The sequence below is a fragment of the Shimazuella sp. NTD247 genome, assembly GCF_059510415.1.
Window position 1 is genome coordinate 26,708 of sequence record NZ_JCAJZU010000008.1, and the last position, 14,645, is coordinate 41,352.

Sequence of the window (14,645 nt, forward strand, 5' to 3'; positions counted from 1 at the left end):
CCCAAAAGCTATGGAACTGTTCACAATGAAATATTTACTATTTTTTGAGAAATCAACGGAACTAATATTAGGGATTTTGCTAGTTTGGGGACGCTTCGTACCACTTGCTCTAGCAGGTTTATCACCCATTATAGCTAATATTTTAGCTTTCCATATCTTTGAAGATTGGTCTCTCTTGCCTTTAGCTATTGTACTGGTTCTTTTGGAAATCTACCTTCTATTTGCTTATAGGAAGTACTACCAGAGTATTTTCGACTTCAAGGCAAGACCATTTTGATAATCGGCTGGTTATCAACAATCTATAGAGCTAGGAAAAAATATACTATCAAGATTTCACTCTAAAACGGTCAAAAAGCCAATTCTCGAAAGCAGAGGAAATTGGCTTTTTTTACTCATATGATGTAATAATTCAAATTGAATTTTGGTTGGTGCTTAGATGTTTTTAAGGATCAGCCAGCTCTTTCAAAAGTAGGTGTCATATTCATTTATCATCATTCTTCTCAATTCATTACGATTTTGCAGTTAACACATGCAGTTTTTTTATCTCTTGTATCGATAAATATAAACTATAATTCCCATGATCGAGCAGTTTATTGAGAAGAGCGTTCAATTGTTCTTGGGATTTCACTTTTATTTTTAAATGATAACACCCATCTCCTGATATCCGATGAGCCTCCATTACCTCACTTTGCTCTTCAATGAAGCGAATAAAAGAAGCATGATGCTTTGCCGAATTCATAAACATAATGACAAACGCAGTATATGGAAATCCCAATTTCAGGGAGTTATCTTATCAAGGTAAGGTCGTTCCCGCTAAACAGGCTCATTATGCATTTATCAGAGCGCTTAATGGGTTCTATGCCAATGTTGTTTCGACAAATGATTTTCTGTTAAAAAAATCAATTAAAAAAGCGTTATGGAATCCGCTAAATGAAAAATAAAAACCAAATATTGAAAAAAACTATAGTAGATGAATATTATAGCATTGCGAGCGAGAAAACCCACGATTTAAATCGTGGGATGAAAGCGAGCATCGAACGAGGGGAAGGTATTTCCCTTCAGCAGTTCAACCTTTGGAAAAAATAAATTCACAAACAAACATTCGCATGGCAATATATGTATAGTCGCAACAGACGAAAACCAAGTTTGCACGAGGCAAAGAAAAAAACAACAAACATAAACCGTGGGGCGCACGGGTTTAGCTTGGTAATGAAATAGTCATGAGGCTATCGTCCCAAGAATCCAACGGCTTTAGCCGTATGGAGTTGTCAAATGTAAATCCTACTATTAGAATTTCATATTAACAAAAAACGCCAAGCCTAGGATTATCCTACGTTTTGGCGTTTTTCTTTAAGTCTTGACTGACCATAGAAAAGGCAATAGTTAACTGAAAAGATAGTTCTAGATTGCAGTTTTCACGGGCATGATTCTGACACACCATTCGATGTTAGTCTTCGATTGCCTGATAAACTGTGGTCCAGAAGTCTTGGATAAGATGTGATGAATCCGGAGTGGACATCCCAACTTGAGTAAACAGAATTCCGATGAACTGTTTGTCTGGATCTGCATACGCTGCGGTACCAGCTCCGCCATCCCATCCGAACTGTCCGATGGACGCATAGTCAGCTTGGTAGGTTCGCACTGCCATCCCAAAACCCCATCCGCCTTGCTGTCCTTGACCGAATGACAGATGGACGTTGTTTTTGGCCAGGTCTTCCCGGATGGCTAGTTGTTCAGGTGTGAGGCGGTTGGTGGTCATCAGCTGGACTGCTGGTTGGGACAGAATTCGTTTGTTCCCATGCGTCCCTTGATTTAATAGCATCTGTAAATACGCATGATAATCATCAACGGTTGAGACCAGCCCACCACCGCCTGCTTGGAACTTTGGAGGTTTGCTGAAGCGTCCGCCTGCAGCCTTGTCCCACACATCGAACTCTCCGGTCTGCGGATTGGGGATGTAAGCAGGTGGCAGTCGGTCAATCTTGCTCTCGGGCACATAGAAACCGGTGTCCTTCATTCCCAGAGGATCGAGGATGCGTTCACGCAGGAACGACTCGAATGTTTGCCCAGTGACTCTGGCAATGAGCACACCAAGCACTTCGAGGCTGATATGGTACTGCCACCGCTCTCCAGGTTGATAGCTCAGTGGAAGTGTACCTAGGCGTCGCATCCACTCATCCGGATCTGGCAAAACCACCTCTGGCGTGTCATATATCCCACTCTCGAAAAACGCGTTCATGATCGGGGAACCCATCAAAGGAAGATCCATTCCGAGCCCGAATGTGGAGGTCAGCAGATCTCGTACAGTGATCGGGCGACGCGCCGGTACAGTTTCGTCCAGCGGGCCGTCAGGCTGTTTCAGTACCTGTCGGTTGGCCAGTTCAGGTAGCCATTTGTCTACTGGATCGTCCAAATGTAGTTTGCACTCGTCGAGAAGGATCATCACTGGTGAAACCGTGATCGGCTTGGTAGTGGACGCCAATCTGAAGATCGTGTCCCGGCGCATTGGTGCACCACCATCATGAAGCATCGTGCCGAGCGCTTCGACGTGTGTCTCACCGTTTCGGCTGACTAAGGCTACGAGCCCTGGAATCTTCCCGGAATCGACATGCCGTGCCAGCACCTCTCGCATCTTTCTTAACCCTGTTTCAGAAAATCCTTTGTTATTTTGTCCCATCATAAATCTCTCCTTTTTTCTATTTTTTGGTGATCGGAAATCTTCTGTCGTATTCTTTTTTTGTGTAGTAGACATAAATCTTCTCTCATTAGAATCTCGGTCAAATTTCTCAAAGCGGTTTATCTACTAATTATCACTTAGTACTACTATATAGTAGTATTAAGTAGATGGTTGTGTCAATAGGTTGATTTTTCTTTTTTGGAAGAGTTGCAGTATATTTTGATGCTTTCGTTATTCCACTTTACCGAGCTTTTTACGAATTTTTTCGCTCATTTGCTCTTTTCTTTTTCCGATCCAGGTCTGCCCTTGAAGCTCATGTAACAGGTCATCGCAAAAACCGCCAATATCCTGTCCCACTACATCAAGCACATCCTTTCCTTCTTGGGCATTTGATTCAAAAAATTCTAGTATATCTTGCAGCATTTTAAACATAATCATGCCGGATTCATGGTTGGATGAAGAATTCCATAAAAATTTCTCAACCTCATCCATCACGATCTGATAATCCCTTGGCAGATCATTAATTCGTTTTTTGTAAAGTTTATATTCCGCTTTTTCTTGTTTCCATCTTTTTAAGGTCGAAAAAATATTTTCCATTCTAATTCTTCCTTTCATTCACTTAGTTTTTGATTCGATAAAAGTCCATTTACACCAAAAGATTTGGAGTTGATTTTCTCCTGCATTATTAAGTGTGTAGAACTTTTGTGAAGGTCCAATTTCTCAAGACCTCAGCTATTAAGTAGCACTCAGTACTCCTATATAGTAATACCAAGTAGATAGCAATGTCAATAGTCTGATTTATTTTTTTCTTAAAATGAGTTCACAAGAAGGGCATTGTTGAAGTTAGTTGAAGTTGAAATCAAGTGATCCAAGGAAGATATAGAAAATAGCCAAATCTCCTCTCTCAAAGCCTACTTATACAGATTTTTATTCTGATATCACAATGTCATCTGAGATAAATTCTCTTGTAATATAAAACCTCGCTCCGATGACGGAGCGAGGTTTTTATCGAAACATCATTTGCATGCGTTTATATTGATCTGTAACAATCACATTTTTTATCGTATCGGGATTTTTACCTGATTTATCATAATATAAGGCTATGACCAAAAGTTTCTTCCCATATTCATAAGTCATATAAACGCCTTCTTCGCCTCTCGTCTCTTCAGCAGGCTGCCCCAACGTTTGTTTTACTTCCTGATAAGTAATATTCGCATATGCCGGATCATATGACACAACGTGGGTTACTTTATCGTCAGATAAGAAAAATTCGATATTTCGCTTGCTATAAAAATAGGCATCTTTACTGGAATTAGCACTATCTGGATTTCCCCATTTTTCTATAATGTCTTTTCCAAATGAGCCTACTGCGAAGTTCTCGCTATTAATCGCTTTTCCCAGAGCTGCTAACTCACTCGATTTTTCTAATGTTTCGCTATGACTTTGTTGTTCATCTACGCTGTTATACGCGAAGGCATGGCTAACCAAGGGGAGATTAATAATCGAGCTCCCTAGAGTCAGTGTTAATGCTAACATCAGCTTTGTAATTTTTCGCATGATACACCCTTTATTTTTGTAATTTATTTTTTTGAAGCTTAAAGGAAACTTCAAAAAGATCGAAATTATTTGTCCCAATTATTTTATCATATTTTTCTAAAACCGATGCCTGTTAAGGTGTATTTTCCTAATTTTATCGATCTTTTCTGTTATCTTGGAAAATGTTGATAGTAAATGTGGAGCACAGACATAAGTCTGTGCTCATTTGGCTAAGTCGGATACCCAGTTTGGGCATGTGCATAAGCTACTTGAGTATCAAAACTGACAATACAATTGTTAGCTTTGAGATTTATGATCACCTTCTGCAAGTAAGAGATACTCTGCCCGAGCCTGTGCTTTCGAGCAGGAATTTGCACAAGAGGAAGTGCCTCATTCATCTTCAAGATTGCTCGACAAAGCACTTTATATTCCTCTTCGGTGATCGTTTTCCCTTGGCGGACGCTCCTATAAACAGAATCGATCAGCTCTCTTGCTTCCTCAATAAGCTCTTCTGACTTTTCCAAATCAGCCATCTTACCCTATCCCTTTTTTGAGGTTTGTCTTCATTGGCCATCGAAGCATAACATAAAAATAAAATTTATTAAACAAATACTTTTATATCGATATGTAAATACAAACCTCTAACACTTATGGTGTAGAGGTCTTCCTATTATTTGAATTAATTTCCTCGAATCTGGCTCCACATGGTAACCATATCAATCCAGCCACGATGTTCCGTGATTTTCCCATCATGCACACGATATTGGCGATAAAGGGTCACGTAGATCATATTTCCGGTGGGTGCAGTACCAAAAAACGTTCCTTGATGAGTACCTTTTACATTCATTCGGACAAGTACCTTATCATTTTTCGTCATCATTTCTTCGACTGTATAAGCTTTGTCGGGGAATGACTCTAAAATTGTTGCAGCAAATCTCTTCAATCCTTCTTTGGATTGATACGCAAGTTCTTGATAATTCTCGGACAAAAACTGATCCGTACAATCAAAATTATTGTTATTCCAAAATTCCTTCACAAACGCACTAACTACTTCTAAATTTTGCTTTTCTACTGTGTTCATATGAAACATCTCCTTTATATTTTTCTATTTTTAACCTTGTAATTGTGGTAAAAGTGTTCCCGTGTCAAACCAGCCTTTGTGTTTTACAATCTCTCCATTCACCACTTCAAATTCTCGGTATTGGGTTAGTCTAACTATTTTTCCTGTAGATTCATTGCCTGCGAAATTTCCAGCATGCACAGCAGTGATAACAATTCGTGCAATTACTTTTTCATTGTCTACAAAAGTCTCATCCACTGCATATTTTCGATCTGTAAATACTTGTGTTATTTGGGAAGAAAAAAACTGATTTGTCTCATTTAATAAGCTTTCATTTCTAGTATCTTGAATAAAGTTAGTTACTAACTCTATATTTTTTTGTTCCGTCGCACTCATTTGCCAACATCTCCTTTTATACGTTACCAAAAGGTAACATTTAGCCTAAAAAAATTTATGTTTTCTTTTTAAGAAATCGCAGATACTGTTTTATTCATGAGCTTACTCGTTAATTCTAGGAAGTCTTTCAATACGGATTGTATTCTTACTTTAATTCCTTCATCCTGTGGAACGCCTTCTTCGTCGAATGTATTTGTTCCATATCCAATCGATATCCATTCTGAACAATTGATACCATGCAAGCTACGTACAATTGTCTGCAAATGGGTAAGAGAACTGATACCAACTGGTCCTCCTGCTGAGCTAACAGATAACACTGCCTTTCCAGCTACTTTGTCAATGCTGATATAGTCTAGCGCATTTTTCAATACACCTGAAATAGAACCATGGTATTCTGGTGTAGCAAAAATCAACCCATCTGCCTTCTCTACTGCATCTACAAGCTGCAAAACATTTTCATCAAAATTCCAATTATCAGGTGTGAAGAGCGGTAATTGTAATTTTGCTAGATCAATAAAGGAAACAGAGATGTTTCGTTTGAACAAAATGGATTCGATATACCGAAGCAGCATCGTACTGCTGGCATTTTGGCGATTACTACCTGCCACTAAAGTTATTTGCATGTTTTTCACCTTCTTGATTATGTGTTATTTTCAATTTGATTTACTGACAGCTGCCTTTGTGCTAAGATGTGACCATAAGGTAACCTTTTATATTCTTATCATATGTTACCTTATGGTCACATGTCAATAGTTTTATAAACATTTTTTTAAGGTGGTATCAAACAATGGAGAAAGATGTCTTTAAAGCACTTGCTGACCCAAGTCGCCGTAAGCTTTTGGATTTGCTTTACTCCTTAGATGGGCAAACATTAAACGAACTTTGTCAACCATTGGAGATGTCGCGGTTTGGAGTGATGAAACATCTAAATATATTAGAAGAAGCTGAACTTATTACCACAAAAAAAATCGGTCGAGAAAAGTTGCATTATTTAAACGCAATTCCGATAAGACAAATATATGATAGATGGGTCAGCAAATATACAGAACCGTGGATTAGCGGATTAACGGCTCTACAAAACGAACTGGAGAGTGAATCAACCGTGGATACGAAACCAAAACACATTCATCGCATAGCAATAAAAGCAAATCCAAAACAAGTATGGGATGCACTCACCGATCCGGAAAAAACATCCAAATTTTGGTTTAATTGTGCAGTACGATCTACTTGGGAAATGAAATCATCATTCGAACTCTGGGATAAAGAAGAAAAAAAGGCTGAAGCAACTATATTAGATATTGAACCTCCACGTAAACTTGTACTTCGTTGGAAATTCCATCTCCTTCCGGGAACCGAAAACGATAAACCATCACGTATCACATGGGAAATAAATGAACACGAAGCTATACCAGGAACTACTTTGGTAACTGTCATCCATGACGAGTTTGAACAAGCAGAGACCACTGCAAAAATCTTAGAAAACGGGCTGCCAATTGTAATATCTGGGTTAAAGACACTGCTTGAAACTGGAAAAACACTTGCCGATTCGTAAATTTATGAACAAGTTTCTTAGGTACAAAAACTAAGAAGCTTTTTATTTTGAATGACCATATGCCATTAAAAAATCGTTTGCAGTCATCACCGTGAATACTTTTTTCACTTCGTTTGTATGAAAATGCTTTTTATCATGGGAAACAATGATATCGGATTTTCCTAACCATGCACCAACAAATATGATTACATCATCAGGATCTTTGATCGGAGGCAATTGTTTAACGATCTCATGATATGCTTGCTCTTTAGGAGTTGGAGTTGAAATCAGCTCATATTGAAGATAACGAAGCATTCGGCTGACGAGCGGAATTGCTTTTGGAAAACTGCGAGCCAATACTTCATCGATTTCATCCAAAACAGCTGTTGAAAGCAATAATATATGATCTCTCTGAACAAGCTCTAAAAATGCACGCATTTTTTGACTATGAAAGGCGAGAAGAGATATAAAAATATTGGTATCGACATAAACTCGTAGTCTTTTGTTATTCTCCACGTCTCCTCTCCCTTCTTACTTTCTGCCACTGGATTAATAAATCTTGTTCTGCTATGCCTTCTTTTTTTGCTTCTTCATTTATGGCATCGAGAATGGAAAAAAGGGTTTCCATTCGATCTGCCTTTTTTAAAATAATCTCACCTTGTTCATTTTCTAGAAAATCAAGTACATCTCCAGGAGCTAATTGCAATTTATCTCGTACATACTCTGGTATGACGATTTGATTATTTGCGTTAAGTTTCACCCGGCTCAATATTCTCTCTCCTTCATCCATTTCTTTTTATTGTATGTTGGAAAATTAGGGAAAATCAAGATAGATATAAAAAAACACCTCTTCAACAAGAGATGTTTTATACATATAAAAGTAATAAAAATTGCAATTAAATTGAGATAAACATATGAATTATTTTAATTGTTCCAGATCCCATCGATAAAATACTCGATGATCTCCCATAGCAGTGATCACCTCTGCTCCCATCGAACGCAAATAAGAGGCCAGGTCACGCCCCACTTCTGTATCGAAAGTTTTTGTAATATCTTCTTCTTTTAAGTATATGGCGATTTGATAGTAAATCGGTTTATCTAAAAATTGTTTTTGTAACTCAATTGGTGTTTCTGAAAAAGGTGTAAGCTCAATTTTTTCTATGTAAGGCATTTGAAATAATTTCGGTAAAATATGTTTACGAACACGTCTATTAAAAAACTCTTTGTCAGCAGGAATTGTAAAGAGAGCTTCCATTTTCATTGTGGCATACCATCCTTTGCTAACTAATGGGAAGACTGAATCATATGCTCGTTATAACGAGCAACAATTTCTGACTTACTAATAACTTCGGTCTGTCCCCAGGCGAATGTATAGATCGGCTCACTATAGTATGCTAGCTTTTCTTGAAACTCCGATCCTATATCACTTTCATGGAGGAAAATTTCAAAGACTTGCTTTGTTTGAAAATACATCTCAATTTGTAAATCAAAAGGAGACAAAGTATCTCTCGTAATCCCAAGAGGGGGTTTTATTTTGGTCAATTCCATTCTTTCTAAACCATCTACATTAACTGCTAGCGGTAGGAAATCTTCATAATAAAATTGTTCAAATTCTTCTTCGTTTTCCGGTTTCTTAAAGATAATCAGTAACTTATACATTACTACACCTCCTATTAACATCATTTTACCGCTAAATTATAGATTACACTACAATCATATTCAAAAACATCTATATACTGAGAATTTTTGTTGACAAAAGAAATATACTTCGTTTGATGGAGAAAGATCTAATAATTACTAGAAGTAAATTAATTATTTAGGAAATTCATTTGGTTTTCAATTTAAAACGCATTACCAAGACTTGTGAAATATATTTCACCAAATTTAAAAAAACTTGGATCTTATTATCCAAGTTTTTATCGTTGTACTCCCTTTTTATTTTTCAACTGTAAATATTGCTTTGCTACTCCTTTAAACAACGAAGATTCAGAAGGTAAGCCTGTATACTTTGTAATGGCTGCTTCTATTCCCAAATCTCCAATTGTACTTTGAATCTGCATCGCTTCTTCATCATTCGAAAAATCATATAAAAAAGCCGCTGCAATTCCTTTTAACAAAAATACTGGTTCTTTGTTTATCAGTTTGAAATATTGTCTAGCAGGACTTACAAGTCGATCATTCGATCCAAGTTTTCGAATTGGCGAACGTGCAACTCTTGTCACTTCATCGATAATAAAAGAATTTTGAAAACGCGAGACGATTTTGCGAATGTAATTAGCATGTTCTTCGGGATTAAATCCATATTTTTTGATTAAAAATTTTCCTGTCTCCTTTAATGCTCCCTCCACGTATTCAGACACTTGCTGATTTTCCATTGCCTGATTTATTGTCTCCATTTCAAATAAATAGCCTATATAAGCTGCTAATGCATGACCTGTATTGACAGTAAATAACTTTCTTTCAATATATGGCACAAGATCTGCTACATACGTAATTCCATTTATTTGTGGTTTTTCACCAACGATTTTCGTTTTGTCTACAACCCACTCATAAAACGGTTCCACTTGAACCATCAGTTTATCCTCATTTACTTGATTTGGTACAATCCGATCAACAGCAGAATCAGGAAAACCAAATAACAAATCAAATTGCTGTTTTTCTCTAGAGGATAATGCTTCATAAACTTTTTCTTTTAGCAGACTAGTTGCACCGATCATATTTTCACAGGCAATAATATTTAATGATCTATTTGATTCTTTCACTCGTCTGCGCAAACCTTCGGTAATATCATTCGCAATGAAAGGTAAAATATGAGGACCAATAGCAGTCGTCACTAGATCCGCTTTTGCGATCACTTCGATAACCTTCTCAGGGTTTGTTTTACTATTGACAGCAGAAACATTTTTTATGATTACCTCTTTTTGCGTAGAATCAGCCAAAACTACACGATACTGTTGTTTCTCATTTATCTCTTTTACGATTTCTTCATTCACATCAATAAAACAAGTTTCATACCCCGAATGATATAACAAATTACCAATAAATCCGCGACCAATGTTGCCTGCACCAAAATGGACTGCCAGCATGTTAGTTCACCTCTGCAAAAATATTCATGATCTCTTCTGGTGTTGAAGCAGTGACTAACCTATCCACATTTTCTTCTTCCGAACAAACGATCGCTATTTGCGATAAAATATCTAAGTGCTCATCATTTTTACCTGCGATGCCGATGAGTAGCTTCACAAAATTACCACTGCCAAAATCAACACCTTGAGGCACCTGAACAATAGAGATTCCTGATTGTTTAACAAATTGCTTTGCATCTTCTGTTCCATGTGGAATAGCAACATAGTTGCCCATATAAGTGGAGACTAATCTCTCTCTCTCCAACATTTTCTCAATGTAAGTAGATTCTACATACTGTCCCTCTACAAGAATACTTCCTGTTAATCGAATTGCTTCTTCTTTTGTTTGTAACGATTGATTTATTAAAATATTATTTTTTGATAGTATCGATTTTGCCATGTTAAGCCCTCCTAAATGATTCCCGTTTTTCATCTAAAAACTGATCAAATTGCGATATTAAGAAATGAATTACTTTTTGTTCATCATTGGATTGGAAAATAGAAATATTTTCATCACTTTCAATTAACATCGAGCTGATTTGACTTAATACTTCCAATCCTTGTTCAGACATCTCCAAGGGAGATAGAAGCAAAAGAAGAGATTTCATCTCCACTGCACCGCCATCCATCCCTGTCACCTTTATCGGCTCTTGCAAGACATAAATAGAAAAACTCGGTTGCAGCACATGAGCAGACCGTGTATGATACAAACCCATTGATGTACCAGGAATACCTAATGCACCAGCTTTTTCTCGTTCAAGTAACTGTGCTGCTACTTGCTCTGGATATAGAAGTTTCTGTTGTCCATAAAGCATGTGGCAAGCTTGAAACAGTATCTTGTCTATTGGTTGATATGAGTTTAGTGATACAAGTACAAAGCCATCTAAAATACTTGCGATCGTATCTGCATATTCTTTTATCTTTTTCATATCATCAATGAATGAACTTCTGTCTTTGACAGGTGTTTTTGAATCAAAGGATATAGGTAGCGCTCTTTCCGAACTATGAATAATCATATACTGATTGATATAACTACGAATTTGGTGAATTTCACTACTCGTCAAAAACGGCGAAACAATGATGGCATCCATCCCAATATCATCGATTGGAATCGTGGAAATGACCAACTGGTAATCTTCTGTTTTCTGCATCTTTTTGTACTCCATGACAGAAACATTTTTAATTTGTCTCAACTCCGGGAATTCCTTTTGGAGTTTGGTTGTCAGTAGTTTGGATGTACCAATTCCACTTGAACAAATGACCAATGTTTTCAGATTAACTATATTTTTATTTCCCATCATCGCTGCTCCAAAATGCATGACAAGATAACCTATTTCCTCATCTGGCACCAATAGATCTGGGAAAACATCATTCATCGCTTGCTGTACAAGAGAAAATAATTCTGCATAATCTCGCTTGATTTTTTCTAATAGCGGATTGCTGATTCTCATGTTTTGTTTTAACCGATATAAAGCGGGTTTTAGATGTAAAACAAGGCCTTCAAATAAAGAGTGATTGGTTGAAAAGTCATATGCTGTTTGGATGGCAATAAAGTCAATGAGGTGCTTCGCCTTTACTGCTACTTGCATGCTGGAATCCTCAATCAGATATTCTTGGTCGTGCCTGAGTTTCGCACCCTTTAAATGCATCGTGATATAGGCAATCTCTGCTTCTGGAATGACAATTTGAAAAAACTTGTGCAATTCAACTGCTATTTTTTCGGCAAATTTATATTCTTTTGTTGCTTGCTGCATTTGCAAATACGCATTATCGATAGTAATCGCTTCACCTTTTTTAATTCGCTCCACTGCTAATGCCAGATGAACAACCAATCCAATAAAAGCACTGTCAGCCATTGTGAAAGGTAACTCTTGTACAACTGATTCAACTACTTTTTCTACCCTAATGATTTTATCTTTTTCAATCAAACCCATCAGCCGTTCAGATATAGTATGAATTTGTGATGTGGATCGCTTTTGAATATTTCCTCGTGTTAAAGACAACAGCTCATACTCGTCGAGGTGTTCAGTAATGAGGTAACTCATGGCTCTTCTTTTTGCTTCTTCATCTCCTTTGATTTCAACTCCATATCCTCTTTTTCGAATAAGCGATAGTCCAAAAATCCGCAGCTTCTCCTCTAATTTGGTCAAATCAGCGCTTACGGTTGCGATCGTCACATTCAAGTCATTAGCTAGTCCAAGAAGCTTCACTGGTCCTTCAGACTCTAGCAGTTCACACAAAATAACGGTTTTGCGTTCATCAGGAGTATATTCTGTATGGGAAAGACTAAACAAAAACAACTTCAATTCTTGTAATTTCTTCGTATCGCCCATGATGATCACGCCGACACCTGATTTTTTTTCTAATGTAAGGTCATATTCCTGTAAGATATCATCTACGTTTTTTAAATCCCGATGAATGGTTCTTTCGCTGACTTTGATCTGATTAGCGAGACTTCTTACAGTTATTTCCTCGTCATTGGATAACAAAATCTCCAGTACTTGTCTTTCTCTAGCGGAAATATACACAACACTCACTCCGAATTATCGATTCAGAATCCATGACCTTAGGTTGTTGACGAAATTAAAATGATATACTACTCATTTTCATTTTAAACCTCCTTTTTTGTTGATAAAAGGCAAAATAAACACAAATTGGTCCAAAGCATTGTTGACAAAAATAAAAAAGAAGCCTCATGCAGGTCTGCACTGGCTTCTTTTTTTCCTTATTTTTTTAAGGACTTTATTAACTCATCATACTTTGGACTATTTAAGAAGTTTTCAACCGAAATATGAGTAGCATCTGGTAATTTAGCAATAGCTCGATCTGTTAAATCTTTATGAGTAACAACGATATCTGCATCGGATGGTATATTATTGATGGCAGTATTGGTTACCGTTATATTTAGTCCTTCATTTTGCATTTTTTTACGAAGTATGGATGCTCCCATTGCACTAGAACCCATTCCTGCATCACATGCAAATACGATTTTTTCTACTTTATCAGGCACCGTTGCAGATTGTTTCTCAATTAGTACAGAGGATACAGAGCTTTTCTTTCCCTTCATCTGTTCCATTTTAGCCGCTGCCAGAGACAAGTCTTCATCAGTAGCTTTACTTGTTTTGAGAATAAGCGCTGCAACTATAAATGATACCACAGCCGCTACTACAACCCCTGCAAGTACTCCGAAGTATCCGCCTTTTGGAGTCATCGCTAGATAAGCAAAAATACTACCAGGGGACGGAGCAGCCACAAGCCCTGCATGGAAGATAGTAAATGTTAATGTACCACTTACTCCTCCTGCGATTACTGCTAATAGAAGCATAGGTTTCATTAAAATATATGGGAAGTAGATTTCATGAATTCCACCGAAGAAGTGAATAATTGCTGCACCTGGAGCTGTTTGTTTTGCCGTTCCCCTGCCAAAGAGTACATATGCAAGTAAAATTCCTAAACCAGGTCCTGGGTTTGATTCCAACATAAAGAGAATCGATTTCCCTGCTTGGGCTGCTTGTTCTACCCCTAACGGACTTAAGATTCCATGATTAATCGCATTGTTCAAAAATAAGATCTTCGCTGGCTCAATAATGATATTTGCTAATGGAAGAATGTGATGATCGACAATAAATTGAACGCCAGACGCCAAAAGTTTACTCAGTGCCTCCACCACAGGACCGACACCTTTATATGCTAGTAAAGTTAATATACTTCCCAAAATACCGGCAGAGAAGTTATTCACAAGCATTTCAAAACCAGATTTGACTTTTCCTTCGATTAACTTGTCAAATTGTTTGATGAGATAACCACCAAGTGGTCCCATAATCATTGCCCCTAAAAACATCGGAATATCCGTTCCGACAATGACTCCCATCGTAGCAGTGGCTCCGACTACTCCACCGCGAATATCATATACTAATCTCCCGCCAGTAAAACCGATTAACAAAGGCAATAAGTACTTAATCGTAGGATCAACTAATTTGGCTAATCCTTCATTTGGAAACCAGCCAGTTGGTATAAATAAAGCAGTAATAATTCCCCAAGCGATAAATGCACCGATATTCGGCATGACCATTCCACTCAAATGACTACCAAAACGTTGGATTTTTACTTTTACATTGGATGTATTTTCAACTGTATCAGCCATCTTCTCTTTCTCCTTTCTGCTTATATGTGAAGTTCTTTATAGTTTTATATTAAAGCGTTTTCATTCCATTATCCATTCATACAAATATGCAATATGGCAAAACGGTTGTTGCCATTTCTGAAAAGTATTCCACAGCTTTCATCCTCAAAACAGGAATAATCTAGAATGAGTCTTTA

At 37.3% G+C, this 14,645-nt stretch carries 17 protein-coding genes; 1 reads left to right on the forward strand and 16 read right to left on the reverse strand.

Annotated elements, in window-relative coordinates:
• Positions 1-508 precede the first annotated feature (508 nt).
• The 8 genes from AC5WOC_RS18000 to AC5WOC_RS18035 form a co-directional block, all read right to left on the reverse strand.
• Positions 509-775, reverse strand: coding sequence for an Lrp/AsnC ligand binding domain-containing protein (locus tag AC5WOC_RS18000; protein WP_496056812.1), 267 nt, complete (start codon positions 773-775; stop codon positions 509-511).
• A 672-nt stretch (positions 776-1,447) separates the two neighbouring features.
• Positions 1,448-2,677, reverse strand: coding sequence for a serine hydrolase domain-containing protein (locus AC5WOC_RS18005; protein ID WP_496056991.1), 1,230 nt, complete (start codon positions 2,675-2,677; stop codon positions 1,448-1,450).
• A gap of 231 nt (positions 2,678-2,908) precedes the next feature.
• The gene (locus AC5WOC_RS18010; protein ID WP_496056813.1) at positions 2,909-3,274 is read right to left on the reverse strand and encodes a DUF1048 domain-containing protein; all 366 of its coding nucleotides are present in this window, start codon (positions 3,272-3,274) and stop codon (positions 2,909-2,911) included.
• Between the two features lie 408 nt (positions 3,275-3,682).
• Positions 3,683-4,234, reverse strand: a complete 552-nt coding sequence (locus AC5WOC_RS18015; protein WP_496056814.1) for a DUF4309 domain-containing protein — start codon at positions 4,232-4,234, stop codon at positions 3,683-3,685.
• 209 nt (positions 4,235-4,443) lie between these two features.
• The gene (locus AC5WOC_RS18020; protein WP_496056815.1) at positions 4,444-4,746 is read right to left on the reverse strand and encodes a hypothetical protein; all 303 of its coding nucleotides are present in this window, start codon (positions 4,744-4,746) and stop codon (positions 4,444-4,446) included.
• 146 nt (positions 4,747-4,892) lie between these two features.
• Entirely contained in the window at positions 4,893-5,294 is a 402-nt protein-coding gene (locus AC5WOC_RS18025) for an ester cyclase (RefSeq protein ID WP_496056816.1), read from the reverse strand.
• Positions 5,295-5,324: 30 nt separating this feature from the next.
• Entirely contained in the window at positions 5,325-5,669 is a 345-nt protein-coding gene (locus tag AC5WOC_RS18030; RefSeq protein WP_496056817.1) for an ester cyclase, read from the reverse strand.
• Between the two features lie 68 nt (positions 5,670-5,737).
• Positions 5,738-6,292, reverse strand: coding sequence for an NADPH-dependent FMN reductase (locus AC5WOC_RS18035; protein ID WP_496056818.1), 555 nt, complete (start codon positions 6,290-6,292; stop codon positions 5,738-5,740).
• Between the two features lie 164 nt (positions 6,293-6,456).
• Between AC5WOC_RS18035 and AC5WOC_RS18040 the strand changes: the two genes are divergently transcribed.
• Positions 6,457-7,221, forward strand: coding sequence for an ArsR/SmtB family transcription factor (locus tag AC5WOC_RS18040; RefSeq protein WP_496056819.1), 765 nt, complete (start codon positions 6,457-6,459; stop codon positions 7,219-7,221).
• Positions 7,222-7,263: 42 nt separating this feature from the next.
• Here AC5WOC_RS18040 and AC5WOC_RS18045 read toward each other — a convergent pair whose 3' ends face one another.
• The 8 genes from AC5WOC_RS18045 to AC5WOC_RS18080 all read right to left on the reverse strand — a co-directional run bounded on the left by AC5WOC_RS18045 (position 7,264) and on the right by AC5WOC_RS18080 (position 14,469).
• Positions 7,264-7,716 carry a PIN domain-containing protein gene (locus AC5WOC_RS18045; protein ID WP_496056820.1) on the reverse strand — a complete coding sequence of 151 codons (453 nt, stop codon included), beginning with the start codon at positions 7,714-7,716 and terminating at the stop codon, positions 7,264-7,266.
• Complete coding sequence (locus tag AC5WOC_RS18050) at positions 7,706-7,960, reverse strand: AbrB/MazE/SpoVT family DNA-binding domain-containing protein (RefSeq protein WP_496056992.1); 255 nt, start codon at positions 7,958-7,960, stop codon at positions 7,706-7,708. Before AC5WOC_RS18050 ends, AC5WOC_RS18045 begins: the two co-directional genes overlap by 11 nt.
• Before the next feature lie 159 nt (positions 7,961-8,119).
• Positions 8,120-8,461, reverse strand: coding sequence for a beta/alpha barrel domain-containing protein (locus AC5WOC_RS18055; protein ID WP_496056821.1), 342 nt, complete (start codon positions 8,459-8,461; stop codon positions 8,120-8,122).
• A gap of 23 nt (positions 8,462-8,484) precedes the next feature.
• Positions 8,485-8,859 (reverse strand): EthD family reductase, encoded by a 375-nt coding sequence (locus AC5WOC_RS18060; protein ID WP_496056822.1) that lies wholly within the window; start codon positions 8,857-8,859, stop codon positions 8,485-8,487.
• A gap of 257 nt (positions 8,860-9,116) precedes the next feature.
• Positions 9,117-10,286: a mannitol-1-phosphate 5-dehydrogenase gene (locus tag AC5WOC_RS18065; RefSeq protein ID WP_496056823.1), complete on the reverse strand. Its 1,170-nt coding sequence runs from the start codon at positions 10,284-10,286 to the stop codon at positions 9,117-9,119.
• Between the two features lies 1 nt (position 10,287).
• Positions 10,288-10,725: a PTS mannitol transporter subunit IIA gene (locus tag AC5WOC_RS18070; protein WP_496056824.1), complete on the reverse strand. Its 438-nt coding sequence runs from the start codon at positions 10,723-10,725 to the stop codon at positions 10,288-10,290.
• A 1-nt stretch (position 10,726) separates the two neighbouring features.
• A complete protein-coding gene (locus AC5WOC_RS18075) occupies positions 10,727-12,853 on the reverse strand; it encodes a BglG family transcription antiterminator (protein WP_496056825.1) in 2,127 nt (708 codons plus the stop codon).
• 197 nt (positions 12,854-13,050) lie between these two features.
• Entirely contained in the window at positions 13,051-14,469 is a 1,419-nt protein-coding gene (locus AC5WOC_RS18080) for a PTS mannitol transporter subunit IIBC (RefSeq protein ID WP_496056826.1), read from the reverse strand.
• Positions 14,470-14,645 lie beyond the last annotated feature (176 nt).